Consider the following 25,172-nt stretch of genomic DNA (forward strand, 5'->3'; position numbering starts at 1 on the left):
GGAACGAGCCATGACGAAAATTATTGCAGTAACCGCATGTCCTTCAGGTGTTGCCCATACCTATATGGCGGCAGAGGCGCTGGAAAGTGCCGCGAAAGCGAAAGGCTGGGAAGTGAAAGTAGAAACCCAGGGGGCGATTGGTCTGGAAAACGAACTGACTGCGGAAGACGTGGCGAGCGCCGATATGGTGATTCTGACCAAAGATATCGGCATCAAGTTTGAAGAGCGTTTTGCTGGCAAGACCATCGTGCGCGTCAACATCAGCGATGCGGTAAAACGTGCTGACGCCATCATGAACAAAATCGAAGCCCATCTGGCACAGACTGCTTGAGTTTTTAGCCCGCCTGAAACGGCGGGCTTGTTTTTCCCTACAGGAGTTCCTCATGACGAATCGTATCTCTCGCCTTAAAACTGCATTGTTTTCCAATACCCGTGAAATCTCGCTGGAGCGTGCGCTGCTTTACACTGCCAGTCATCGGCAAACTGAAGGCGAGCCGGTGATATTGCGTCGGGCGAGAGCAACAGCGTATATCCTTGAACATGTTGAAATTTCGATTCGTGATGAAGAACTGATTGCCGGTAACCGCACCGTAAAACCGCGCGCCGGGATTATGTCGCCGGAAATGGACCCTTACTGGCTGCTGAAAGAGCTGGATCAGTTCCCGACGCGACCGCAAGACCGCTTCGCCATTAGCGAAGAAGATAAACGTATCTACCGCGAAGAGTTGTTCCCGTACTGGGAAAAACGTTCGATGAAAGATTTCATCAACGGGCAGATGACGGATGAAGTAAAAGCCGCGACCAGCACGCAGATTTTTAGCATCAACCAGACGGATAAAGGCCAGGGACACATTATTATTGATTACCCGCGCCTGCTGAATCACGGGCTGGGTGAGCTGGTGGCGCAGATGCAGCAACATTGTCAACAACAGCCTGAGAATCACTTTTATCAGGCAGCGCTGTTACTGCTCGAAGCCTCGCAGAAACACATTTTGCGTTACGCCGAACTGGCGGAAACGATGGCGGCAAACTGCACAGATGCCCAGCGTCGCGAAGAACTGCTGACTATTGCGGAGATCTCTCGCCATAACGCCGAACATAAGCCGCAGACGTTCTGGCAGGCGTGCCAGTTATTCTGGTACATGAACATCATTCTGCAATACGAATCCAACGCCAGTTCGCTGTCGCTGGGGCGCTTCGACCAGTATATGTTGCCGTTCTATCAGACATCATTAACCCAGGGCGAAGATCCGGCGTTTCTGAAAGAACTGCTCGAATCTTTATGGGTGAAATGCAACGACATCGTACTGTTACGTTCTACCAGCAGCGCGCGTTATTTCGCAGGTTTCCCAACCGGGTATACCGCACTGCTCGGCGGGTTAACCGAGAACGGACGTAGCGCAGTGAACGTACTTTCGTTCCTTTGCCTCGATGCCTATCAAAGCGTGCAATTACCGCAACCGAACCTGGGCGTGCGCACTAACGCCTTGATCGACACGCCGTTCCTGATGAAAACCGCAGAAACCATTCGCCTCGGCACGGGTATTCCACAAATCTTCAACGATGAAGTGGTGGTGCCTGCGTTCCTCAACCGTGGCGTTTCGCTGGAAGATGCGCGCGATTATTCAGTGGTGGGCTGCGTGGAATTATCTATTCCTGGCAGAACCTACGGTCTGCACGACATCGCGATGTTTAACCTGCTGAAAGTGATGGAAATCTGCCTGCATGAGAATGAAGGCAATGCCGCGCTGAGCTATGATGGTTTGCTGGAACAGATCCGCGCCAAGATCAGCCACTACATCACCCTGATGGTTGAGGGCAGCAATATTTGCGATATCGGCCATCGCGACTGGGCACCTGTACCGCTGCTCTCATCGTTTATCAGCGATTGTCTGGAAAAAGGTCGTGATATTACTGACGGCGGCGCGCGTTATAACTTCTCTGGTGTACAGGGGATCGGTATCGCCAACCTGAGTGACTCTCTCCATGCGTTGAAAGGGATGGTTTTTGATCAACAGCGTTTAAGTTTTGACGAATTGTTGTCGGTATTAAAAGCGAACTTCGCAACGGCAGAAGGCGAAAAAGTCCGCGCTCGCTTAATTAATCGCTTCGAGAAATACGGTAACGATATCGACGAGGTGGATAACATCAGCGCCGAGCTGTTGCGCCATTACTGCAAAGAAGTGGAAAAATACCAGAACCCGCGTGGTGGTTACTTCACGCCGGGATCGTATACCGTTTCTGCTCATGTCCCGTTGGGATCGGTGGTTGGTGCGACGCCAGACGGTCGTTTTGCCGGAGAACAACTGGCAGACGGCGGCTTGTCACCCATGCTGGGCCAGGATGGGCAAGGACCAACGGCGGTACTGAAGTCAGTCAGCAAGCTCGATAACACGCTGCTTTCTAACGGGACGTTGCTGAACGTGAAATTCACTCCGGCGACCCTGGAAGGTGAAGCGGGATTACGCAAACTGGCCGACTTCTTACGGGCATTTACCCAGCTTAAGTTGCAGCATGTTCAGTTTAACGTGGTGAATGCCGACACGTTACGTGAAGCCCAATTACGCCCGCAGGACTATGCGGGGCTGGTGGTACGCGTTGCCGGATACAGCGCCTTCTTTGTCGAACTGTCGAAGGAGATCCAGGATGACATCATCCGCCGGACAGCGCATCAGCTGTAACGTTGTGGAAACGCGCCGCGATGATGTGGCGCGCATTTTCAACATTCAGCGTTATTCGCTGAATGACGGTGAGGGCATTCGCACGGTGGTCTTTTTTAAAGGCTGTCCGCATCTTTGCCCGTGGTGTGCTAATCCGGAGTCGATCTCCGGCAAAATCCAGACGGTGCGCAGAGAGGCGAAATGTCTGCACTGCGCGAAATGTTTGCGCGATGCGGATGAATGCCCCTCCGGGGCGTTTGAACGGATTGGTCGCGATATCAGCCTTGACGCTCTGGAACGGGAAGTGATGAAAGATGACATTTTCTTTCGCACGTCCGGTGGCGGCGTCACGCTTTCTGGTGGCGAAGTGTTGATGCAGGCGGAATTTGCTACCCGTTTTTTGCAACGACTGCAGCTGTGGGGCGTGTCATGCGCCATCGAAACTGCCGGAGACGCGCCAGCCAGCAAGCTGCTACCGCTGGCGGCATTGTGCGATGAAGTGTTGTTCGATTTAAAAATTATGGACGCGACTCAGGCGCGGGATGTGGTGAAGATGAACCTGCCACGCGTACTGGAGAACCTGCGTTTGCTGGTGAGTGAGGGTGTCAACGTGATCCCGCGTTTGCCGCTGATCCCCGGTTTCACACTCAGCCGGGAGAATATGCAGCAGGCGCTGGACGTGCTGATCCCGCTGAATATCAGGCAAATTCATCTGTTACCGTTTCATCAGTACGGCGAGCCGAAATACCGCCTGCTGGGGAAAACATGGTCGATGAAAGAGGTTTCTGCGCCGTCGTCAGTCGATGTGGCAACAATGCGCGAAATGGCAGAACGGGCCGGATTTCAGGTTACCGTGGGAGGTTAAAATGGCATACCTGGTGGCAGTAACCGCCTGCGTGAGCGGCGTGGCGCATACTTATATGGCGGCGGAACGGCTGGAAAAATTATGTCAGATAGAGAAGTGGGGCGTCAGCATTGAAACCCAGGGCGCGCTGGGAACGGAGAATCGTTTAGCGGACGAGGATATCCGCCGGGCGGATGTCGCGCTGTTGATTACGGATATTGAGCTTTCCGGTGCCGAGCGATTTGAACATTGTCGCTACGTGCAATGCAGTATCTACGCGTTCCTGCGTGAGCCGCAGCGAGTGATGAGCGCGGTGCGCAAAGTGCTTTCTGCGCCGCAGCAAACCCATCTTATTCTGGAGTAGTTGGTTTTTCTGTCAGTTGGCTGTGGTACTGCCGACGATATTCCGACGGCGAGCGTTCGGTATTTTTACGAAACAGACGGCAGAAGTAGTTGCTGTCGACAAAGCCGCAGGCGTGCGCCACTTCTTTTACCTTCAGGTCATACCCTTTCAATAACGTTTTAGCGTGCTCCAGTCGCGTGTGATTCAGGTATTCGTTAAAACCAATGGCCCCCGTTTTTTGAAACAGATGCGAGAGGTAATTTGGCGAAATATAGAATGCCTGTGCGACAGATTCGCGGGTAAGCGCGGAGGCATAGCGTTCGTCGATATAATCACGAATAGCTTCGAATAGAGCCTGGCTGCGTGAGGCGGTCTGGATTTGGCTGCCAAGCAAATCGCGGCAGTGGCTAAGCAGGCTGGCGACGATAAGCCTTGCCGTTTGCTGCTCCTGTGGCTGCATTTGCATTTCATTGAGCGTTTGTAGCAGAAAAGAACCAATGCGCGGGCCGCGTCGGGCGACGTGCTGCTTCGCCAGATTTTGATACTGTTTGCCATCCCATTGCACGACGCTGAAGCCGAGTTGCTGTTTGCCAAACAGCACACTAAAGGTGGTCGCGGGTGTTTTCCATTGTGGGAAATTCCAGCCGCCAGCGGGAACGTACAGCACATCGCCGGGAACTAACGTTGCTCCAGCGCCGGTATCAACAAACTCACCTTCCAGCACAATTTCCAGCCGTGGAAAATCGACCTGATACGCAAGATCGGGCACCGGACCGTTGCTGCTGGCAAAGTAAATCTGGCGCAGCGACAGCGGGCCGTTTATCAGGCGGGAGAGCAGATAGCTGACGTCGTGATACATGTTATTCCCTTAGGTATGTAGACGGGAAAACAGTAACTGGCATTATAAAAAAAGGCCACCTGAAAAGTGTGGCCTGATGGGAGTTCGATGTAAACATTGTGGCAGTTTCAGTCGCCTTGTATTGCCGGATGCGGCGTGAACGCCTTATCCGGCAAATAGCATCTGGCTGATAATTACTGATTACCCACCTGATCGCCATACGGCAGAGTGTCGTAATCGATCAGCGCATTTTTCTTATACGGGTTACCAATCCAGCGGGTAGTTTCTTTGAACTGCGGATTCACCACCGAACGGGTTGGATCGTAACCGTCGTAAGATAAACCTGCCAAATCCGACCAGGTGTGGATCAGTTCCGCCAGGCTGTATTTACGATCAACATCCTGCGAGAAATCACGCGGATGAGTCGCTTGCCATTTTTCTGACGTCCACAGCAGGAACGGAATGGTGTACATATGGCGCGTCGGGTTATCTTCGTTACGCCCCTGAGTTTTGTGTGGCGGCGTGTCGTAAACCTCTTCACCGTGGTCAGAGAAGTAAACCAGGAAACCGTTCGGGTCTGCTGCTTTAAAGTCTTTAATCAGGCTGGCAACCACATGATCGTTATACAGGTTAGCGTTGTCATAATCGTTATATGACTCCAGCTCTTCTGCGCTTAATCCCGGCGGAACATGATCGGTATTGCCATCAAACTTGCCCTGATTTTCCGGGTAACGGTATTTGTATTTGATATGCGTACCCAGCAGATGAACGATGATCAGTTTCTTCGGCGCAGGGTCCTTCAGCACTTCCTGGAACGGCTTCAGCACGTTGGTGTCGTATTCACGCGCACTCTGCGTACGTTGCTGGTTCATGTAGTACTGCTTGTCGGTCTGGCGCGAAAATACCGTCAGCATGGTGTTGCGGGCAGTCATCGTCTGCTGGTTGGTTATCCAGAAGGTTTTATAACCTGCCTGTTTCATCATGTTCATCAGTGACGGCTGTGTCAGATACAGGTCCGGGTTCTTTTCGTTGGCAAAGGTCAGCGCCTGTTGCAGGATTTCAATGGTGTACGGACGAGACGTAACTACGTTATTGAACACGGTCAGGTTCGGATCGGTTTTATGCAGCGCATCCAGTTCCGGCGTGGTTTCACGCGGATAGCCGTACAGGCTCATGCGTCCACGCTGGGTCGATTCGCCAATCACCAGCACTAAGGTGCGCGGTTCGTTACCCGATTCGTCTTTGAAATTAGCCAGTGGCGGTAACGCGTTATTTTCATTCAGCAGCTTCGTCAGTGAGTTAAGTTGTTGACGATACTGATAATAACCGGTCAGAAATTGCCACGGCGCGGCAGGTTCCATGCGTGATGCCAGATTATCCAACGTTTTCTCAAACGGCTTGTGTTTGATAAACGTGTTCATGGCGATAGGGTGCAGAATCAAACCATAAAGCAGGGCAAAAGAGACGATATAACGCCACGGCTTTGGAATATAGACCGGGCGCAGGCGCGTCCACAGCAAAATTGCCACCGCCGTATAGGCCAGCGCGATAAGCACAATCTTCAGGCTGAAATACTGGCTTAAATACTCGCTGGCTTCGTTGGTGTTGGTTTCAAACATCACAAACAGAACGCTCTGCGAGAACTCCTGACCGTAGATGACGTAGTAGCACAACGCTGCCAGAGACGCCGCCCACAGCATTACGCCGATTACTGCTGCGATAATCTTAATCCGCTTCGGAAAGAGGAATACCGGGATCAACCACAGCGAACTGAACAGCAGCGAGTCGCGAATGCCGTTGGTGCCGCTGTAGCCGCTGATGTAAATAATGGCCTGTAACAGGGTAGAGAAAAACCAAAAGTAGAGCAGTGCCCAACCCAGGGCTTTCCAGCTAAAAATGGGTTTAGTCTGGACTTCAGTGGAATGCATAGTAAGAACCCGTTTTGGATAATAGCGCCGAATGTAAGGACAAAACCTTAAGGATATCTGAAGGGATATCCAGAATCTGGGTGAAATGCAGACAGAAATATATTGAAAACGAAGGTGTTAGAACAGAAGTATTTCAGAAAACCCTCGCGCTATTGCACGAGGGTTGATAGAGGAGGGGGGTTAGCCAGTATTACGCATACCTGCCGCAATTCCGGCAATAGTGACCATCAACGCTTGTTCGACGCGGGGATCCGGCTCCTGTCCTTCTTTTTCTGCCAGGCGCGAACGATGCAGCAACTCTGCCTGCAGTACGTTCAGCGGGTCAGTGTATATATTTCGTAGCTGAATAGACTCGGCAATCCACGGTAGATCGGCCATCAGATGGGAGTCGTTGGCAATCGCCAGCACCACTTTGATGTCTTCTTCTTGCAGATTGCGTAACTCTTTACCTAACGGCCACAGTGCTTTGTCGACCAGGCGTTGGTCATAGTATTCCGCCAGCCACAGGTCTGCTTTGGCGAAGACCATCTCCAGCATGCCGAGACGCGTTGAGAAGAACGGCCAGTCGCGGCACATGGCTTCCAGTTCGCTCTGCTTGCCATCTTCGACCACTTTTTGCAGCGCCGTACCTGCACCCAGCCAGGCGGGGAGCATCAGGCGGTTTTGTGTCCAGGCAAAAATCCACGGAATGGCGCGCAGAGACTCGACGCCGCCGGTTGGACGACGTTTCGCCGGGCGTGAACCTAACGGCAGTTTGCCCAGTTCCTGTTCTGGCGTAGCGGAGCGGAAGTAAGGGACAAAGTCTTTGTTTTCACGCACGTAGCCACGGTAGAGATCGCAGGAGATGACTGACAGTTCATCCATAATGCGACGCCAGCTCTCTTTCGGCTCAGGCGGTGGCAGCAGGTTGGCTTCCAGAATCGCCCCGGTGTACAGCGACAAGCTGCTAACGGTGATTTCTGGCAGACCGTATTTAAAGCGGATCATCTCGCCCTGCTCGGTTACGCGCAGGCCGCCTTTCAGGCTTCCCGGCGGTTGCGACAGCAGCGCCGCATGGGCTGGTGCGCCGCCGCGACCAATGGAACCGCCGCGACCGTGGAACAGTGTCAGTTCAATGCCCGCTTTTTCGCAGGTTTTGATTAACGCGTCCTGTGCCTGATATTGCGCCCAGGAGGCCGCCATCACGCCCGCATCTTTTGCTGAGTCGGAATAGCCAATCATCACCATCTGTTTGCCCTGAATCAGACCGCGATACCAGTCGATATTCAGCAGTTGGGTCATGACATCGTTGGCGTTGTTCAGGTCATCGAGAGTTTCAAACAGCGGTGCGACCGGCATCGCAAATCCAATACCCGCTTCTTTCAGCAGCAGGTGGACGGCCAGTACGTCGGACGGCGTTTTCGCCATCGAGATCACGTAGGCGGCAATAGAGCCTTGCGGCGCTTCGGCAATCACTTGACAGGTATCAAGCACTTCGCGTGTTTCGGCGCTTGGTTGCCAGTTGCGCGGCAGAAGCGGACGTTTGGAGTTCAGTTCGCGGATCAGGAATGCCTGCTTGTCGGCCTCTGACCAGCTTTCGTAATCGCCAATGCCGAGATAGCGGGTCAGCTCGCCCAATGCTTCGGTATGACGAGTGCTCTCCTGGCGAATATCAATACGCACCAGCGGTACGCCGAAACATTTCACGCGGCGCAGGGTGTCGAGCAGATCGCCGTTGGCGATAATACCCATGCCACACGCCTGAAGTGACTGGTAGCAAGCGTAGAGCGGTTCCCACAGTTCTTCATTCTGCGTCAGCAGACCTTCCGGCTTCGGCAGCTCTTCGCCTTTCAGACGCGCCTCCAGCCAGGCCTGTGTCGCCATCAGGCGAGAACGCAGGTTTTTCATCAGATAGCGATACGGTTCTGCGGCACCTTCTTCGCCAACCAGCGCCAGCAGTTCTGGGGTAGCCTCAACCATCGACAGTTCAGAAACCAGAACCTGAATATCTTTCAGGAACAGGTCGGTGGCTTTCCAGCGGCTGAGCAGCAGGACACGGCGGGTGATATCGGCGGTTACATTAGGGTTGCCGTCGCGGTCGCCGCCCATCCACGAGGTAAAGCGTACCGGAACAAATTCGACCGGCAGCTTATAGCCGAGGTTCTCTTCCAGTTGTTCGTTCAGTTCGCGCAGGTAATTTGGTACGCCTTGCCACAGGCTGTTTTCCACCACGGCAAAGCCCCATTTCGCTTCATCAACCGGAGTTGGGCGCAGCTTACGGATTTCATCAGTATGCCAGGACTGAGCGATCAACTGGCGCAGGCGGCGCATCAGCTGGTGGTGTTCGTAGTCGGCGATATCTTTGTTATCGAGCTGCTTTAAGCAGGCGTTCACTTCCACCATTTTGTGGATCAGTGTACGACGGGTAATTTCGGTTGGATGAGCCGTGAGGACCAGTTCCAGCGACAGAGATTCCACCGCTTTTTTGATGGTGTCTTCGCTCAGTTCCGGCTGGTTTTTCAGTTTACGCAGGGTGCGGGCGATCACTTCCGGATTGCTGGCAGCCTCGCCTTTCGGCGAAATGCTGTGGTATTGCTCGGCAGTGTTGGCCAGATTCAGGAACTGACTAAACGCACGCGCAACGGGCAGCAGCTCGTCGTTCGACAAATTTTGTAAAGTGGTGAGTAACTCCTGGCGGTTAGCATCATTGCCAGCGCGTGAAGATTTGGACAACTTACGGATAGTTTCTACGCGTTCAAGAATGTGTTCTCCCAACGCATCCTTGATGGTTTCTCCCAGCACTTTGCCGAGCATACTGACATTACTACGCAATGCGGAATATTGTTCGTTCATATGACCCCAGACACCCATCTTATCGTTTGATAGCCCTGTATCCTTCACGTCGCATTGGCGCGAATATGCTCGGGCTTTGCTTTTCGTCGTCTTTTATAAAGCCACGTAAAAGCGGTGACGTCAAATGCTGCGAAATCGCTTCAGCAAACGAATAAATAGCAGGAATTTACGCCATTAAATTCACAACGTTTTAAATAAGCGTAACTTATGGGAATGTTAAAAAATCGCCATACATAACACCAAAGGTGTAGGTCGGATAAGATGCGCAAGCATCGTATCCGACATTATTTGTGGCACCGGAGTTTGGTAACGGTGCAGGATGCGGCGCGAGCGCCTTATCCGGTCTACGGTTGGGCATCGTTTGAGTCACTGTAGGTCGGATAAGATGCGCAAGCATCGCATCCGACATTATTGTGGCACCGGAGTTTGGTAACGGTGCAGGATGCGGCGCGAGCGCCTTATCCGGTCTACGTTTTAATGCCAGCAAAAATGGTGAATTACCTGGGTAATCAACTCACGGGTGGGTTTAATAAATCGCGTCTCCAGATATTCATCAGGCTGATGGGCTTGATTGATTGAGCCCGGGCCTAGCACCAGCGTCGGGCATAGCGTCTGAATAAACGGTGCTTCAGTACAGTAGTTCACCACTTCGGTCTTTGCACCGAGCAATTTCTCAACCACTTCAACCAGTTGATGATTTGGCGGGCATTCATAGCCTGGGATCGGTGGGTGCAACTCTTCGACCGTCAGACGGCCCGGCCAGCGTTCGCTCACCGGAGCCAGCGCGTCGTTGAGCAAACCATTAAGTTCGTTGAGCGTCATGCCCGGCAGCGGGCGAATATCCATATGCAACTCACAGCAGGCGCAAATTCGGTTAGAGGCGTCGCCGCCATGAATATGCCCGAGGTTGAGCGTGGGATACGGCACGGTAAACGCTTCATAGTGATAACGTTCTTTAAGATTATCGCGCAATTGCAAAATATGGCCGATGGCGTCGTGCATCAGTTCAATAGCGTTAACCCCGCGCGACGGATCGCTGGAGTGGCCCGACTGACCCATAATTCGAATGGCATTTGAGATGTGGCCTTTATGCGCGCGTACCGGTTGCAGCGACGTTGGTTCGCCAATGATGGCGCAATCCGGTCGCAGGGAGGTGGTTTCGGCAAAATAACGCGCTCCTGCCATACTGGTTTCTTCATCGGCAGTCGCCAGAATGTAGAGCGGTTTTTTCAGTTTAGTGACGTCGACATCGCGTAGCGCATCGAGGATAAACGCAAAGAAGCCTTTCATGTCGGCGGTGCCTAAGCCGTAAAGCTTGCCGTCATGCTCCGTCAGCGTAAACGGATCGCGCGTCCAGCGACCGTCATCAAACGGCACCGTATCGGTATGCCCCGCCAGCAACAAGCCGCCAGCGCCGTGTCCACAACTTGCCAGCATATTAAATTTGTTGCGAGTTCCTGGCACAGGCTGCACTTCCACATTGAAGCCTAAATCTTTAAACCAGTCCGCCAGCAGAGTGATTAAATCTGCATTACTTTGATCGAGTGCCTCTTCCGTGGCGCTTATTGAAGGTGTGGCAATCAGAGCGCGGTAAATCTCGATAAATGGCGGTAATTTGTTTTTCATTGTTGACACACCTCCGGTCATGATAGTATCAATATTCATGCAGTATTTATGAATAAAAATACACTAACGTTGAGCGTAATAAAACCCACCAGCCGTAAGGTGAATGTTTTACGTTTAGCCAGGCAAACAGACATAAGAAGGTGAATAGCCCCGATGTTGAATACGCTGATTGTGGGTGCCAGTGGTTACGCTGGCGCAGAGCTAGTGACCTATGTAAATCGCCATCCGCATATGAACATAACCGCTTTGACTGTCTCAGCGCAAAGCAATGATGCGGGAAAGTTAATCTCCGATTTGCATCCGCAGCTCAAAGGCATCGTTGATCTGCCGTTGCAGCCGATGTCGGATATCAGCGAGTTTAGCCCAGGGGTGGATGTGGTGTTTCTCGCTACCGCCCATGAAGTTAGCCACGATTTAGCGCCGCAATTTCTTGAAGCGGGCTGTGTGGTGTTCGACCTTTCCGGCGCATTTCGCGTTAACGACGCCGCCTTCTATGAAAAATATTACGGCTTTATCCATCAATACCCGGCATTGCTTGAGCAGGCGGTCTATGGCCTGGCGGAGTGGTGTGGCAATAAATTAAAAGAAGCGAACTTGATTGCGGTGCCGGGCTGTTATCCGACGGCGGCACAGCTGGCGCTGAAACCGTTGATTGATGCCGATCTTCTCGACCTCAGTCAGTGGCCGGTGATTAACGCCACCAGCGGCGTGAGCGGAGCAGGGCGTAAGGCAGCGATTTCAAATAGCTTTTGTGAAGTGAGCCTGCAACCGTATGGCATCTTTACCCATCGCCACCAGCCGGAGATCGCTACGCATCTCGGTGCTGACGTCATCTTCACCCCGCATCTGGGCAATTTCCCGCGCGGTATTCTCGAAACCATTACCTGCCGCCTGAAACCGGGCGTGAGTCAGGCGCAAGTGGCGCAGACATTACAGCAGGCGTATGCGCATAAACCGTTGGTGCGTCTGTATGACAAAGGCGTTCCGGCACTAAAAAATGTCGTCGGGCTGCCGTTTTGCGATATCGGATTTGCCGTTCAGGGCGAGCATCTGATTATTGTGGCGACCGAAGATAACTTACTGAAAGGCGCGGCGGCACAGGCAATCCAGTGTGCCAATATTCGTTTCGGCTATGCCCAAACGCAGTCTCTTATTTAAGGGTGCAATGATGAATCCATTAATTATCAAGCTGGGCGGCGTACTGCTGGATAGCGAAGAGGCGCTGGAACGGCTGTTCAGCGCACTGGTGAAATATCGTGAGTCACATCAGCGTCCGCTGGTTATTGTCCACGGCGGCGGCTGCGTGGTGGATGAGCTGATGAAAGGGCTGAATCTGCCGGTGAAAAAGAAAAACGGCCTGCGGGTGACGCCTGCGGATCAGATAGACATTATCACCGGAGCGCTGGCGGGAACGGCAAATAAAACCCTGCTGGCATGGGCGAAGAAACATCAGATTGCGGCCGTAGGTTTGTTTCTTGGTGATGGCGACAGCGTAAAAGTGACCCAGCTCGATGAAGAGTTAGGCCATGTTGGACTGGCGCAGCCAGGTTCGCCTAAGCTTATCAACACCTTGCTGGAAAACGGTTATCTGCCGGTGGTCAGCTCCATTGGCGTAACGGACGAAGGACAACTGATGAACGTCAATGCCGACCAGGCGGCGACGGCGCTGGCGGCAACGCTGGGCGCAGATCTGATTTTGCTCTCCGACGTCAGCGGCATTCTCGACGGTAAAGGGCAACGTATTGCCGAAATGACCGCCGCGAAAGCGGAACAACTGATTGAGCAGGGCATTATTACCGACGGCATGATTGTAAAAGTGAACGCGGCGCTGGATGCTGCGCGCACGCTGGGCCGTCCGGTAGATATCGCTTCCTGGCGTCATGCGGAACAGCTTCCGGCACTGTTTAACGGTATGCCGATGGGTACGCGGATTTTAGCTTAAGTTTTGTTGGCCGGAGACGTCGCTTTCCGGCATTGAATTTCAACATAAGGAAACAGAGTTATGGCACTTTGGGGCGGGCGTTTTACCCAGGCAGCAGATCAGCGGTTCAAACAATTCAACGACTCACTGCGTTTTGATTACCGTCTGGCGGAGCAGGATATTGTTGGCTCTGTGGCCTGGTCCAAAGCCCTGGTAACGGTAGGCGTGTTAACCGCAGAAGAACAGGCGCAACTGGAAGAGGCGCTGAACGTGCTGCTGGAAGATGTTCGCGCCAGGCCACAACAAATCCTCGAAAGCGACGCCGAAGATATCCATAGCTGGGTGGAAGGCAAACTGATCGACAAAGTGGGTCAGTTAGGCAAAAAACTGCATACCGGGCGTAGCCGTAATGATCAGGTAGCGACTGACCTGAAACTGTGGTGCAAAGATACCGTTAGCGAGTTGCTGACGGCTAACCGTCAGCTGCAATCGGCGTTGGTGGAAACCGCACAAAACAATCAGGACGCGGTGATGCCAGGTTACACTCACCTGCAACGCGCCCAGCCGGTGACGTTCGCTCACTGGTGCCTGGCGTATGTTGAGATGCTGGCGCGTGATGAAAGCCGTTTGCAGGACGCGCTTAAGCGTCTGGATGTCAGCCCGTTAGGCTGTGGCGCACTGGCGGGAACGGCCTATGAAATCGACCGTGAACAGTTAGCCGGCTGGCTGGGTTTTGCTTCGGCGACACGTAACAGTCTCGACAGCGTTTCTGACCGTGATCATGTGCTGGAACTGCTTTCTGCTGCCGCTATCGGCATGGTGCATCTGTCGCGTTTTGCTGAAGATCTGATTTTCTTTAACACCGGCGAAGCGGGGTTTGTCGAGCTTTCTGACCGCGTGACTTCTGGTTCATCATTAATGCCGCAGAAGAAAAATCCGGATGCGCTGGAGCTGATTCGCGGTAAATGTGGGCGGGTGCAGGGCGCGTTAACTGGCATGATGATGACGCTGAAAGGTCTGCCGCTGGCTTACAACAAAGATATGCAGGAAGACAAAGAAGGTCTGTTCGACGCGCTCGATACCTGGCTGGACTGCCTGCATATGGCGGCGCTGGTGCTGGACGGCATTCAGGTGAAACGTCCGCGTTGCCAGGAAGCGGCGCAGCAAGGTTACGCGAACGCCACTGAACTGGCGGATTACCTGGTGGCGAAAGGCGTACCGTTCCGCGAGGCGCACCATATCGTGGGTGAAGCAGTGGTGGAAGCCATTCGTCAGGGCAAACCGCTGGAAGAGCTGCCGCTCAGTGAGTTGCAGAAATTCAGCCAGGTGATTGGCGAAGATGTCTATCCGATTCTGTCGCTGCAATCGTGTCTCGACAAGCGTGCGGCAAAAGGCGGCGTCTCACCACAGCAGGTGGCGCAGGCGATTGCTTTTGCAAGAGCGCGGTTGGGGTAAGAACATTTATATATACAAATTTGAGCCTGGCTTATCGCCGGGCTTTTTTATGGCAAAAAAAAGCGGATCCTGGAGATCCGCAAAAGTTCACGTTGGCTTTAGTTATTCGAGTTGAGAAACTCTCGAAACGGGCAGTGACTTCAAGGGTTAAAAGAGGTGCCGCTCCGTTTCTGTGAGCAATTATCAGTCACAATGCTTGATAGGGATAATCGTTCGTTGCTATGCTACCTATCGCCATGAACTATCGTGGCAATGGAGGATGGATAATGAATATTCGTGATCTTGAGTACCTGGTGGCACTGGCCGAGCACCGCCATTTTCGGCGTGCGGCAGATTCCTGCCACGTTAGCCAGCCGACGCTTAGCGGGCAAATTCGTAAGCTGGAAGATGAGCTGGGCGTGATGTTGCTGGAGCGGACCAGCCGTAAAGTGTTATTCACCCAGGCGGGAATGCTACTGGTGGATCAGGCGCGTACCGTGCTGCGCGAGGTGAAAGTCCTTAAAGAGATGGCAAGCCAGCAGGGGGAGACGATGTCCGGGCCGCTGCATATTGGTTTGATTCCCACGGTTGGGCCTTACCTGTTGCCGCATATTATCCCGATGCTGCACCAGACCTTTCCGAAGCTGGAAATGTATCTGCATGAAGCGCAGACCCATCAGTTACTGGCGCAACTGGACAGTGGCAAACTCGACTGCGTGATCCTCGCGCTGGTGAAAGAGAGCGAAGCATTCATTGAAGTACCGTTGTTTGATGAACCCATGTTGTTGGCAGTCTATGAAGATCACCCGTGGTCTAATCGCGAATGCGTGCCGATGGCCGATCTGGCAGGGGAAAAACTGCTGATGCTGGAAGATGGTCACTGTCTGCGCGATCAGGCAATGGGCTTCTGCTTTGAAGCTGGAGCGGATGAAGATACACACTTCCGCGCGACCAGTCTGGAGACGCTGCGCAACATGGTGGCCGCAGGTAGCGGGATCACTTTATTGCCTGCGCTGGCTGTACCGCCAGAACGCAAACGCGATGGCGTCGTTTATCTGCCGTGCATTAAACCGGAACCACGCCGTACCATTGGTCTGGTTTATCGTCCAGGCTCACCGCTGCGCAGCCGCTATGAGCAGCTGGCAGAGGCCATCCGCGCAAAAATGGATGGCCATTTCGATAAAGCGTTAAAACAGGCGGTTTAAGCCGTTTAATGCCGCTACCCGATAGGCTTCCGCCATGGTCGGGTAGTTAAAGGTGGTGTTGACGAAGTACTCAATAGTGTTGCCGCCACCTTTCTGTTCCATAATCGCCTGACCGATATGAATAATTTCGGCAGCGCGCTCACCAAAGCAATGGATCCCCAGAATCTCTTTCGTTTCCCGATGGAACAAAATTTTCAGCGTACCCACGTTCATGCCAACGATTTGTGCACGTGCCAGATGTTTAAACTGGGCGCGGCCTACTTCATACGGTACTTTCATCGCGGTCAGCTGCTGTTCGGTTTTGCCCACAGAGCTGATTTCTGGGATGGTGTAAATACCGGTAGGGATATCTTCAATCAAGTGCGCGGTGGCTTCACCTTTTACCAGCGCCTGCGCGGCAATGCGCCCCTGGTCATAGGCCGCTGAAGCCAGGCTTGGATAACCAATCACGTCGCCCACCGCGTAAACGTGCGGCTGCGCGGTCTGATACATGCTGTTGACCTTCAGCTGTCCGCGACTGTCAGTTTCCAGCCCAATGTTCTGTAACGCCAGCGAATCGGTATTACCCGTGCGACCGTTGGCATAGAGCAGACAGTCGGCTTTCAGTTTTTTGCCCGACTTCAGATGCATGATCACACCGTCGTCACAGCCTTCGATCTTCTCGTACTCTTCGTTGTGACGAATCACTACGCCACTGTTCCAGAAGTGATAGGAGAGCGAATCTGACATCTCTTGATCGAGAAACGCCAACAGGCGATCGCGGGTATTGATCAGATCTACTTTTACATCCATACCGCGGAAGATCGACGCATATTCACAGCCGATCACTCCAGCACCGTAAATAAGTACATGGCGCGGTTCGTGGTGCATGCTAAGAATTGAGTCGCTGTCGTAAATGCGTGGATGGGTGAAATCGACGTCTGCTGGATGATAAGGGCGTGAGCCGCAGGCTATGACAAATTTTTCTGCGGTTAACGTTTCGACCGTGCCGTCCGGGCAGTCCAGCGCCAACGTATGCTCGTCAACAAAGCGAGCGTTCCCCTGCAATATTTCACAGTGATTACGTTCGTAAAATCCCTGACGCATGCGCGTTTGTTGATTAATCACGTTATCGGCATGGTTAAGGATGTCGGCAAAAGAAGAGCGGAGCAGTCGGGAATGGTCGCTGTAAAGTGGGTTTTGATTGAATTCTATAATGCGGCTGACGGCGTGACGGAGGGCTTTCGACGGGATGGTTCCCCAGTGGGTGCAACCGCCGCCAACATTTTGATAACGCTCGATAACTGCGACGCGCGCACCTTGCTTAACAAGACCCATTGCAGCGCCTTCGCCGCCGGGGCCGGAACCTATTACTATGGCATCGTAATCGTAGGAATGTGGCATGGTAGGGCTTACCTGTTCTTATACATAAAAGCAACAGAATGGTAACATTTTATCGCGGGTAAGCCAATTGATCCCCGTCATTTATCTGGCTATATCGTGACCGGCCTTTGCTTTGTCTTCCCCCTTCTTATTTTATTAATTCACTATTAATCGCTTTTTCTTATGGCTGATAGTTTTATCTTGCCGAAGCGTGCTTTTTTGTTATTGTCTTTGTTAAATCTTCTTATAAAACAAATATATAAATATTTTATATTGATGTGTTATTTGTATTTATACCATCAATAAAATCCGTTAATTAACCTGTTTATAAGTGAATAAAGGAATAGTCGATGATCGAACACTACATTCGTGGGTTTGAGGAAGAGTTGCGCGAGATTCGCCACCAAATCCACGAAAATCCGGAGTTGGGGCTACAAGAATTTAAAACCAGTGCTCTGGTTGCGGAAAAGCTGCGCCAGTGGGGTTATGAGGTAGAGCAAGGACTGGCGACGACGGGGATAGTGGCCACGTTAAAAGTGGGCGACGGAGAGAAAAGTATTGGCCTGCGGGCGGATATGGATGCGTTGCCGATTTATGAAAATAGCGGCAAGCCCTGGGCCAGTAAACATCCCGGTTTAATGCACGCATGCGGGCATGACGGCCATACCACGATATTACTAGGTGCAGCGCGTTATCTTGCCGAAACGCGTCGTTTTAACGGCACGTTACGTCTTATCTTCCAGCCCGCAGAAGAGATGATTAACGGCGGCGAGATTATGGTTAAAGAAGGTCTTTTTGACCACTTCCCCTGCGATGTCATTTTCGGGATGCACAACATGCCGGGCTTGCCGGTTGGCAAGTTTTTCTTCCAGCCAGGGGCGCTAATGGCGTCAATGGATCAGTTCCATATTACGGTTCGTGGTTGTGGCGGACACGGTGCGATCCCGCACAAAGCCATCGATCCGGTGCTGGTCGCGGCACATATCACCACCGCATTACAAAGCATTGTGTCGCGCAATGTCGATCCGCTGGAAGCGGCGGTAATTACCGTTGGCAGCATTGTTGCAGGAGAGGCGGCTAACGTCATTCCTGACAGTGCTGAGATGAAAATCAGCGTCCGCTCTCTTAGCCGCGATACCCGACAACTTCTTCTGACCCGTATTCCGGCTCTGGCGCAAGCCCAGGCTGTCAGCTTTTGCGCTACGGCTGATGTGACGCATGTTAACGGTACGCCGGTATTAGTGAATGACGAGGAGATGGCGCGCTTCGCCTGGCAGGTGGCGTGTAAAACGTTTGGTGAAGATCGGGCCGAGTTTGGCATCAAGCCCCTGATGGGCAGTGAGGATTTCTCTTTCATGCTGGAAGCCCAGCCGAAAGGCGCTTTTTTGCTGTTCGGTAATGGCGATGTCGGGGAAGGTTCCTGCATGGTGCATAACCCGGGCTACGACTTCAACGATGCAAGTCTGGTCTCGGCGTGCAGCTACTGGGGCGCACTGGTAGAAGCCTGGCTGCAATAAATAAAACAACACACAACAACACTTTCTGGCAAGGAACATGGAATGACGGCGATCGTAAATGGAAGCGTGATTGTGAAGAAAAAGCCCAGCGGTAAGCGGGTGATTTTTGCTTCGGCGTTTGGCAATGCGCTCGAATTTTTTGATTTTGGCGTTTACAACTTTTTTGTGGTCTATATCAGTACGCTTTTCTTCCCGCCCAGCGCTGATCACAATGTCGCGCTGTTACTGGCATTTGCAACGTTTGGCGTGAGTTTTTTTATGCGCCCGCTTGGTGGAATTATCGTCGGGGCCTGGGCCGATCGTTTCGGACGTAAACCCGCGATGGTGTTCACCATTGCCCTGATGAGCCTCGGTACGCTGATGATCGGCATCGCGCCGACATATGCGACGGCGGGCTATTGGGGAACGGCGACGTTGGTACTGGCGCGTCTAATTCAGGGTGTTGCGGCAGGAGGTGAAGTCGGCGCTTCAATGTCTTTACTGGTTGAATCAGCTCCGGCAAATCGCCGCGGTTTTTACAGCAGTTGGTCGCTGGCGACCCAGGGGCTGGCAACGACCTTTGGTGGTATTGTCGCTTTAGGCCTGAGCACTTGGCTACCGTTCGCCACAGGTTCAGAAACCGTAATGGCTGAATGGGGCTGGCGTGTGCCATTTTTTATTGGTGTGCTTTTAGCGCCCATCGGTTGCTGGCTGCGTCTGAGCCTGGAAAATGACGTACCTGAACCTGTACACAATAAAAAAGCTGCTGCCAGCGAAATCGCGTTCTCTCTGCTCCTGCAACATAAAGCGACTATCATTAACGGCGTTTTACTCGCTATCGGTAGCACGGTAGCAACCTATATTTCCCTCTTTTACTATGGCACCTGGGCGGCGAAGTATCTGGCAATGCCTCAACACTATTCTCATGCAGCGATGTTACTGGCGGGGGTAATTACGTTTGTGGGCGCGCTGTTGGTGGGGATGCTATGTGATTCGGTCGGGCGTAAAAAGCTGATTTTAATCTCCCGTGTGATGGTGCTGATCTGTAGCTGGCCGTCATTCTGGTTGTTGGTGAATTACCCAAGCCCCGGCATGTTGCTGACGGTGGTTTTCGTGATGGTCAGCTTTACCACGCTTGGTGGGGTACCAGTGATGTTGTTGATCTCTGAACTGTTGCCGAAACGGATTCGGGCATTGGGTTTTGCGCTGGTTTATAGCATTGGTGTAGCAATCTTCGGCGGTTTTGCGCAATATTTCGCCACGCAATCCATCGTGTTACTGGATAGTCTGACGGCTCCGGCGTGGTATCTGGGCGGAGGCACGTTGCTGTCGATGCTGGCGTTATTGTTTGTAAAAGAACCGGCCAAAGAGTTGCAGTAAATGTGTTTTATTGCGCTACCGTTCATTCACAACACTGGAGCAATCCAGTATGTTCATTCTCTGGTATAGTGCCAGCAGTACTTTTGGCAAGGATTCAGACATCGTGATGGGCGTAAGAGCGCAGCAAAAAGAAAAAACCCGACGTTCGCTGGTAGAAGCCGCATTTAGCCAATTAAGTGCTGAACGCAGCTTCGCCAGCCTGAGTTTACGTGAAGTGGCGCGTGAAGCGGGCATTGCTCCCACCTCTTTTTATCGGCATTTCCGCGACGTAGACGAACTTGGCCTGACCATGGTTGACGAGAGTGGTTTGATGCTGCGTCAGCTTATGCGCCAGGCGCGTCAGCGTATCGCTAAAGGCGGGAGTGTGATCCGTACCTCGGTATCCACATTTATGGAGTTCATCGGTAATAATCCTAACGCCTTCCGGTTATTATTGCGGGAACGCTCCGGCACCTCCGCCGCGTTTCGTGCCGCCGTTGCGCGTGAAATTCAGCACTTCATTGCGGAACTTGCGGACTATCTTGAACTCGAAAACCATATGCCGCGCGCGTTTACTGAAGCGCAAGCCGAAGCAATGGTGACGATTGTCTTCAGTGCGGGTGCCGAGGCGTTGGATGTCGGCGTCGAACAACGTCGGCAATTAGAAGAGCGACTGGTACTGCAACTGCGAATGATTTCGAAAGGGGCTTATTACTGGTATCGCCGTGAACAAGAGAAAACCGCAATTATTCCGGGAAATGTGAAGGACGAGTAATGAAACAAGCAAATCAAGATAGAGGTACGCTGCTGCTGGCGTTAGTTGCTGGCTTATCGATTAATGGTACTTTCGCAGCGCTGTTTAGCTCCATTGTGCCATTTTCTGTATTCCCGATTATTTCCCTGGTGCTGACGGTTTACTGCCTGCATCAACGTTATCTTAATCGCACTATGCCGGTCGGCTTGCCGGGTCTGGCAGCTGCCTGTTTTATTCTCGGTGTTCTGCTTTATAGCACTGTGGTCCGTGCGGAATATCCGGATATCGGCTCTAACTTCTTCCCGGCTGTGCTGTCCGTTATTATGGTGTTCTGGATTGGCGCGAAGATGCGTAACCGTAAGCAGGAAGTTGCTGAGTAATCGGTATCATGCCGGATGCTGGCGCATCCGGCATGGGGTTTACTTCGCGGTCAGTAATACGCCGCACTCCATATGGTGCGTGTAGGGGAACTGATCAAACAGAGCCAGACGTTCAACCTTGTGCGTCTGGCTTAATGTTTCCAGATTCTTACACAGCGTTTCCGGGTTGCAGGAGATATACAGAATACGCGGATACGCCTGTACCATTTTCTCGGTTTCACTGTCCAGACCGCTGCGCGGTGGGTCGACAAAAATGGTTTCGCACTGATAACTCTTTAAGTCGATCCCTTGCAGGCGGTTAAACTCGCGCACACCATTCATCGCCTGAGTAAATTCTTCTGCCGCCATACGAATAATTTGTACGTTATCAATATGGTTAGCTGCGATGTTGTATTGCGCAGCAGCAACCGACGGCTTGGCGATTTCGGTGGCTAATACCCGATCAAAATTGCGCGCCAGTGCTAATGAAAAGTTACCGTTGCCGCAGTACAGCTCCAGTAAATCGCCTTTTGAGCCTTTGGTGACGTCCAGCGCCCATTCCAGCATCTGAATATTCATCGCCGCGTTTGGCTGGGTGAAACTGTTCTCCACCTGACGGTAGATCATCTCTTTTCCGGCGACCGGCAGACGCTCGTCGATGTAATCTTGATCCAGCGCGATTTTGGTTTTCGTTGCCCGACCAATCAGATGCACATTCAGATTCTGCGCGCGCAACGCATCGCGCAGGGCTTCCGCCTGCTGACGCCATTCGTCATCCAGCTTTTTATGGTACAGCAGGGAAACCACCGCCTGATTACTCAGCGTGGTGAGGTAATCAATCTGGAACAACTTGTGGCGCAGAACGGGATTATTACGCACACCCGCAATCATCGCCGTCATCAACTGGTTGATGAGTTCACTGGCGGCAGGGAAGCTATCCACGCGGATACGGCTTTTGGTTTGTTGATCGAAAATGATGTGGTACAGGTCATCGCCATCGTGCCAGATGCGGAACTCTGCACGCATCCGGTAATGGCTGACCGGCGAGCGAAACACTTCCGGAACCAGGTCAGAAAACGGTGCCATCATACTTTGCAAACGTACCACTTTTTCGGCTAACTGCGCTTCATACTGTTCTGTTGGAAGGTGTTCGGGGGTCATGATGTATCCTGAAAAATTAAAGTACGCGGCGATTGTAGGGATTGCTCATCAGATGTCCAGATCTTGATGAATTCCTATTTGTGAGCTACGTCTGGACAGTAACTTGTTACAACCTGTAGCATCCACTTGCCGGTCCTGTGAGTTAATAGGGAATCCAGTGCGAATCTGGAGCTGACGCGCAGCGGTAAGGAAAGGTGCGATGATTGCGTTATGCGGACACTGCCATCCGGTGGGAAGTCATCATCTCTTTGTATCTTCAGATACCCCTCCAAGCCCGAAGACCTGCCGGCCAACGTCGCATCTGGTTCTCATCATCGCGTAATATTGATGAAACCTGCGGCATCCTTCATCTATTGTGGATGCTTTACAATGATTAAAAAAGCTTCGCTGCTGACGGCGTGTTCCGTCACAGCCTTTTCTGCTTGGGCACAGGATACCAGCCCGGATACTCTCGTTGTTACTGCTAACCGTTTTGAACAGCCGCGCAGCACTGTGCTTGCGCCAACTACTGTTGTGACGCGTCAGGATATCGACCGCTGGCAGTCAACCTCGGTCAATGATGTGCTGCGCCGTCTCCCTGGCGTGGATATCACCCAAAATGGCGGTTCAGGTCAGCTTTCTTCTATTTTTATTCGTGGCACAAATGCCAGTCATGTGTTGGTGTTAATTGATGGCGTACGCCTGAATCTGGCAGGGGTGAGTGGTTCAGCCGATCTTAGTCAATTCCCCATTGCACTTGTTCAGCGTGTCGAATATATCCGTGGGCCGCGTTCCGCCGTTTATGGTTCTGATGCAATAGGCGGGGTGGTGAATATCATCACGACGCGCGATGAACCTGGAACGGAAATTTCAGCGGGGTGGGGAAGCCATAGTTATCAGAACTACGATGTCTCTACGCAGCAACAACTGGGGGATAAGACACGGGTAACTCTGTTGGGCGATTATGCTTATACCCATGGTTATGATGTTGTCGCTTACGGCAATACAGGAATGCAAGCGCAGCCTGATAACGATGGTTTCTTAAGTAAAACGCTTTATGGTGCGCTGGAACATAATTTTACCGATGCCTGGAGCGGCTTTGTACGTGGCTATGGCTATGATAATCGGACCAATTATGACGCGTATTATTCTCCGGGTTCACCATTGGTCGATACCCGTAAACTCTATAGTCAAAGTTGGGACGCCGGGCTGCGCTATAACGGCGAACTGATTAAATCACAACTCATTTCCAGCTATAGCCATAGCAAAGATTACAACTACGATCCGCATTATGGTCGTTATGATTCGTCGGCGACGCTCGATGAGATGAAGCAATACACCGTCCAGTGGGCAAACAATGTCATCGTTGGTCACGGTAGTATTGGTGCGGGTGTCGACTGGCAGAAACAGACTACGACGCCGGGTACAGGTTACGTTGAGGATGGATATGATCAACGTAACACCGGTATCTATCTGACCGGGCTGCAACAAGTTGGCGATTTTACCTTTGAAGGCGCAGCACGCAGCGACGATAACTCACAGTTTGGTCGTCATGGAACCTGGCAAACCAGCGTCGGATGGGAGTTCATCGAAGGTTATCGCTTCATTGCTTCCTACGGGACATCTTATAAGGCACCAAATCTTGGACAACTGTACGGCTTCTACGGTAATCCGGATCTGGACCCTGAGAAAAGCAAACAGTGGGAAGGCGCGTTTGAAGGCTTAACAGCAGGAGTGAACTGGCGTATTTCCGGATATCGTAACGATGTTAGTGACTTAATCGATTATGACGACCATATCCTGAAATATTACAACGAAGGGAAAGCGCGGATTAAAGGTGTCGAGGCGACCGCCAATTTTGATACCGGACCACTGACGCATACTGTGAGTTACGATTATGTTGATGCCCGTAACGCAATTACCGACACGCCGTTGTTACGCCGTGCTAAACAGCAGGTGAAATACCAGCTCGACTGGCAGTTGTATGACTTCGACTGGGGTATTACTTATCAGTATTTAGGCTCTCGCTATGATAAGGATTACTCCTCCTGGCCGTATCAAACTGTGAAAATGGGCGGTGTGAGCTTGTGGGATCTTGCGGTTGCATATCCGGTCACCTCTCACCTGACAGTTCGTGGTAAAATAGCCAACCTGTTCGACAAAGATTACGAGACAGTCTATGGCTACCAAACTGCAGGACGGGAATACACCTTGTCTGGCAGCTACACCTTCTGAACCACGTCCCACCGTGCTGGTGTTTGACTCCGGCGTCGGTGGGTTGTCGGTCTATGACGAGATCCGGCATCTCTTACCGGATCTCCATTACATTTATGCTTTCGATAACGTCGCTTTCCCGTATGGCGAAAAAAGCGAAGAGTTTATTGTTGAGCGTGTGGTGGAAATTGTCACCGCGGTGCAAGAGCGTTATCCCCTTGCGCTGGCTGTGGTCGCTTGCAACACCGCCAGTACCGTCTCACTTCCTGCATTACGCGAGAAGTTTGCGTTCCCGGTTGTCGGTGTCGTTCCGGCAATTAAGCCAGCGGCACGGCTGACAGCTAATGGCATTGTCGGATTGCTGGCAACTCGTGGTACGGTAAAACGTTCTTATACCCACGAGCTAATCGCGCGTTTCGCTAATGAATGTCAGATAGAGATGCTGGGCTCGGCAGAAATGGTTGAGCTGGCTGAAGCGAAGTTGCATGGCGAAGAAATCTCTCTGGATGCGCTAAAACGTATCCTGCGCCCGTGGTTAAGAATGAAAGAGCCGCCAGATACCGTTGTTCTGGGTTGCACCCATTTTCCTCTACTACAAGAAGAACTGTTAAAGGTGCTGCCAGAGGGAACCCGGCTGGTGGATTCTGGCGCAGCGATTGCCCGCCGAACGGCCTGGCTGCTGGAACACGAAGCTCCTGAGGCAAAATCTGCCGATGCGAACATTGCCTTTTGCATGGCCATGACACCAGAAGCTGAACAGTTATTACCCGTTTTACAGCGTTACGGCTTCAAAACGCTCGAAAAACTGGCAGTTTCAGGCTAATTTGGTTGAATGTTGCGCATTCGGAAAATTATTT

20 protein-coding genes and 1 riboswitch are annotated in these 25,172 nt (G+C 52.3%); of the genes, 14 read left to right on the forward strand and 6 right to left on the reverse strand.

The annotated features are described in order from the left end of the window. Nucleotides 1-10 precede the first annotated feature (10 nt). Genes D9738_RS00315 through D9738_RS00330 form a run of 4 tightly spaced genes read left to right on the forward strand, consistent with a single transcriptional unit; the run spans nt 11 to nt 3,868 of the window. Nucleotides 11-331: a PTS fructose-like transporter subunit IIB gene (locus D9738_RS00315; protein ID WP_130259302.1), complete on the forward strand. Its 321-nt coding sequence runs from the start codon at nt 11-13 to the stop codon at nt 329-331. Between the two features lie 52 nt (nt 332-383). After that, the gene (locus tag D9738_RS00320) at nt 384-2,681 is read left to right on the forward strand and encodes a formate C-acetyltransferase (RefSeq protein ID WP_130259303.1); all 2,298 of its coding nucleotides are present in this window, start codon (nt 384-386) and stop codon (nt 2,679-2,681) included. Next, nucleotides 2,647-3,525 (forward strand): [formate-C-acetyltransferase]-activating enzyme, encoded by an 879-nt coding sequence (locus D9738_RS00325; RefSeq protein ID WP_130259304.1) that lies wholly within the window; start codon nt 2,647-2,649, stop codon nt 3,523-3,525. The genes D9738_RS00320 and D9738_RS00325 overlap by 35 nt, the downstream gene beginning before the upstream one ends. A gap of 1 nt (nt 3,526) precedes the next feature. Further along, nucleotides 3,527-3,868, forward strand: a complete 342-nt coding sequence (locus D9738_RS00330) for a PTS fructose-like transporter subunit IIB (protein WP_130206560.1) — start codon at nt 3,527-3,529, stop codon at nt 3,866-3,868. Here D9738_RS00330 and D9738_RS00335 read toward each other — a convergent pair. The 4 genes from D9738_RS00335 to argE all read right to left on the reverse strand — a co-directional run bounded on the left by D9738_RS00335 (nt 3,855) and on the right by argE (nt 11,071). Continuing rightward, complete coding sequence (locus D9738_RS00335; RefSeq protein ID WP_130258326.1) at nt 3,855-4,706, reverse strand: AraC family transcriptional regulator; 852 nt, start codon at nt 4,704-4,706, stop codon at nt 3,855-3,857. The genes D9738_RS00330 and D9738_RS00335 overlap by 14 nt on opposite strands. 173 nt (nt 4,707-4,879) lie before the next feature. Next, nucleotides 4,880-6,613, reverse strand: coding sequence for a phosphoethanolamine transferase CptA (locus D9738_RS00340; RefSeq protein WP_130259305.1), 1,734 nt, complete (start codon nt 6,611-6,613; stop codon nt 4,880-4,882). 180 nt (nt 6,614-6,793) lie between these two features. Continuing rightward, nucleotides 6,794-9,445: a phosphoenolpyruvate carboxylase gene (ppc, locus tag D9738_RS00345; protein WP_130206554.1), complete on the reverse strand. Its 2,652-nt coding sequence runs from the start codon at nt 9,443-9,445 to the stop codon at nt 6,794-6,796. Between the two features lie 474 nt (nt 9,446-9,919). Next, a complete protein-coding gene (gene argE, locus D9738_RS00350) occupies nt 9,920-11,071 on the reverse strand; it encodes an acetylornithine deacetylase (RefSeq protein ID WP_130259306.1) in 1,152 nt (383 codons plus the stop codon). Between the two features lie 153 nt (nt 11,072-11,224). Here argE and argC point away from each other — a divergent pair, with 153 nt between their 5' ends. The 4 genes from argC (at nt 11,225) to oxyR (ending at nt 15,631) form a co-directional block, all read left to right on the forward strand. Continuing rightward, a complete protein-coding gene (gene argC / locus D9738_RS00355; RefSeq protein ID WP_130259307.1) occupies nt 11,225-12,229 on the forward strand; it encodes an N-acetyl-gamma-glutamyl-phosphate reductase in 1,005 nt (334 codons plus the stop codon). 7 nt (nt 12,230-12,236) lie between these two features. Further along, nucleotides 12,237-13,013: an acetylglutamate kinase gene (gene argB / locus D9738_RS00360; protein WP_130206548.1), complete on the forward strand. Its 777-nt coding sequence runs from the start codon at nt 12,237-12,239 to the stop codon at nt 13,011-13,013. Between the two features lie 60 nt (nt 13,014-13,073). Next, the gene (gene argH / locus D9738_RS00365; RefSeq protein ID WP_047643719.1) at nt 13,074-14,447 is read left to right on the forward strand and encodes an argininosuccinate lyase; all 1,374 of its coding nucleotides are present in this window, start codon (nt 13,074-13,076) and stop codon (nt 14,445-14,447) included. A gap of 266 nt (nt 14,448-14,713) precedes the next feature. After that, on the forward strand, nt 14,714-15,631 hold the full coding sequence (oxyR, locus tag D9738_RS00370; protein WP_130206544.1) for a DNA-binding transcriptional regulator OxyR: 918 nt from the start codon (nt 14,714-14,716) through the stop codon (nt 15,629-15,631). Here oxyR and sthA read toward each other — a convergent pair. After that, nucleotides 15,614-17,014, reverse strand: coding sequence for a Si-specific NAD(P)(+) transhydrogenase (gene sthA / locus D9738_RS00375; protein WP_001120822.1), 1,401 nt, complete (start codon nt 17,012-17,014; stop codon nt 15,614-15,616). The two genes, oxyR and sthA, sit on opposite strands and share 18 nt — an antisense overlap. Before the next feature lie 329 nt (nt 17,015-17,343). Here sthA and D9738_RS00380 point away from each other — a divergent pair, with 329 nt between their 5' ends. The 4 genes from D9738_RS00380 to D9738_RS00395 all read left to right on the forward strand — a co-directional run bounded on the left by D9738_RS00380 (nt 17,344) and on the right by D9738_RS00395 (nt 20,982). Beyond that, nucleotides 17,344-18,510: a M20 aminoacylase family protein gene (locus D9738_RS00380; protein WP_130259308.1), complete on the forward strand. Its 1,167-nt coding sequence runs from the start codon at nt 17,344-17,346 to the stop codon at nt 18,508-18,510. Nucleotides 18,511-18,552: 42 nt separating this feature from the next. Further along, a complete protein-coding gene (locus tag D9738_RS00385; protein ID WP_130259309.1) occupies nt 18,553-19,869 on the forward strand; it encodes a citrate-proton symporter in 1,317 nt (438 codons plus the stop codon). 103 nt (nt 19,870-19,972) lie between these two features. Continuing rightward, nucleotides 19,973-20,623 (forward strand): HTH-type transcriptional repressor FabR, encoded by a 651-nt coding sequence (gene fabR, locus D9738_RS00390; RefSeq protein WP_001309117.1) that lies wholly within the window; start codon nt 19,973-19,975, stop codon nt 20,621-20,623. Continuing rightward, a complete protein-coding gene (locus D9738_RS00395; RefSeq protein WP_000806411.1) occupies nt 20,623-20,982 on the forward strand; it encodes a YijD family membrane protein in 360 nt (119 codons plus the stop codon). Before fabR ends, D9738_RS00395 begins: the two co-directional genes overlap by 1 nt. 39 nt (nt 20,983-21,021) lie before the next feature. On the opposite strand, the gene trmA is transcribed toward D9738_RS00395, so the two are convergent. Then, a complete protein-coding gene (trmA, locus tag D9738_RS00400) occupies nt 21,022-22,122 on the reverse strand; it encodes a tRNA (uridine(54)-C5)-methyltransferase TrmA (protein WP_000187026.1) in 1,101 nt (366 codons plus the stop codon). Nucleotides 22,123-22,235: 113 nt separating this feature from the next. Next, a riboswitch (cobalamin riboswitch) is annotated at nt 22,236-22,427 on the forward strand. A 64-nt stretch (nt 22,428-22,491) separates the two neighbouring features. Between trmA and btuB the strand changes: the two genes are divergently transcribed. Then, the gene (btuB, locus tag D9738_RS00405) at nt 22,492-24,336 is read left to right on the forward strand and encodes a TonB-dependent vitamin B12 receptor BtuB (protein WP_130259310.1); all 1,845 of its coding nucleotides are present in this window, start codon (nt 22,492-22,494) and stop codon (nt 24,334-24,336) included. Next, entirely contained in the window at nt 24,281-25,138 is an 858-nt protein-coding gene (gene murI, locus D9738_RS00410; protein ID WP_130206536.1) for a glutamate racemase, read from the forward strand. The genes btuB and murI overlap by 56 nt, the downstream gene beginning before the upstream one ends. Nucleotides 25,139-25,172 lie beyond the last annotated feature (34 nt).

It is taken from the genome of Escherichia sp. E10V5 (assembly GCF_004212315.1).
Lineage (GTDB): Bacteria > Pseudomonadota > Gammaproteobacteria > Enterobacterales > Enterobacteriaceae > Escherichia.

Bases quoted from the DNA above. Each gene is read 5' to 3' on its own strand.
- D9738_RS00330 (WP_130206560.1), top strand. From the start codon at position 3,527: ATGGCATACCTGGTGGCAGTAACCGCCTGCGTGAGCGGCGTGGCGCAT.
- D9738_RS00335 (WP_130258326.1), bottom strand. From the start codon at position 4,706: ATGTATCACGACGTCAGCTATCTGCTCTCCCGCCTGATAAACGGCCCG.
- argH (WP_047643719.1), top strand. From the start codon at position 13,074: ATGGCACTTTGGGGCGGGCGTTTTACCCAGGCAGCAGATCAGCGGTTC.
- D9738_RS00315 (WP_130259302.1), top strand. From the start codon at position 11: ATGACGAAAATTATTGCAGTAACCGCATGTCCTTCAGGTGTTGCCCAT.
- D9738_RS00325 (WP_130259304.1), top strand. From the start codon at position 2,647: ATGACATCATCCGCCGGACAGCGCATCAGCTGTAACGTTGTGGAAACG.
- D9738_RS00380 (WP_130259308.1), top strand. From the start codon at position 17,344: ATGATCGAACACTACATTCGTGGGTTTGAGGAAGAGTTGCGCGAGATT.
- sthA (WP_001120822.1), bottom strand. From the start codon at position 17,014: ATGCCACATTCCTACGATTACGATGCCATAGTAATAGGTTCCGGCCCC.
- D9738_RS00385 (WP_130259309.1), top strand. From the start codon at position 18,553: ATGACGGCGATCGTAAATGGAAGCGTGATTGTGAAGAAAAAGCCCAGC.
- murI (WP_130206536.1), top strand. From the start codon at position 24,281: ATGGCTACCAAACTGCAGGACGGGAATACACCTTGTCTGGCAGCTACA.
- argB (WP_130206548.1), top strand. From the start codon at position 12,237: ATGATGAATCCATTAATTATCAAGCTGGGCGGCGTACTGCTGGATAGC.
- btuB (WP_130259310.1), top strand. From the start codon at position 22,492: ATGATTAAAAAAGCTTCGCTGCTGACGGCGTGTTCCGTCACAGCCTTT.
- D9738_RS00340 (WP_130259305.1), bottom strand. From the start codon at position 6,613: ATGCATTCCACTGAAGTCCAGACTAAACCCATTTTTAGCTGGAAAGCC.
- D9738_RS00320 (WP_130259303.1), top strand. From the start codon at position 384: ATGACGAATCGTATCTCTCGCCTTAAAACTGCATTGTTTTCCAATACC.
- oxyR (WP_130206544.1), top strand. From the start codon at position 14,714: ATGAATATTCGTGATCTTGAGTACCTGGTGGCACTGGCCGAGCACCGC.
- argE (WP_130259306.1), bottom strand. From the start codon at position 11,071: ATGAAAAACAAATTACCGCCATTTATCGAGATTTACCGCGCTCTGATT.
- argC (WP_130259307.1), top strand. From the start codon at position 11,225: ATGTTGAATACGCTGATTGTGGGTGCCAGTGGTTACGCTGGCGCAGAG.
- trmA (WP_000187026.1), bottom strand. From the start codon at position 22,122: ATGACCCCCGAACACCTTCCAACAGAACAGTATGAAGCGCAGTTAGCC.
- D9738_RS00395 (WP_000806411.1), top strand. From the start codon at position 20,623: ATGAAACAAGCAAATCAAGATAGAGGTACGCTGCTGCTGGCGTTAGTT.
- ppc (WP_130206554.1), bottom strand. From the start codon at position 9,445: ATGAACGAACAATATTCCGCATTGCGTAGTAATGTCAGTATGCTCGGC.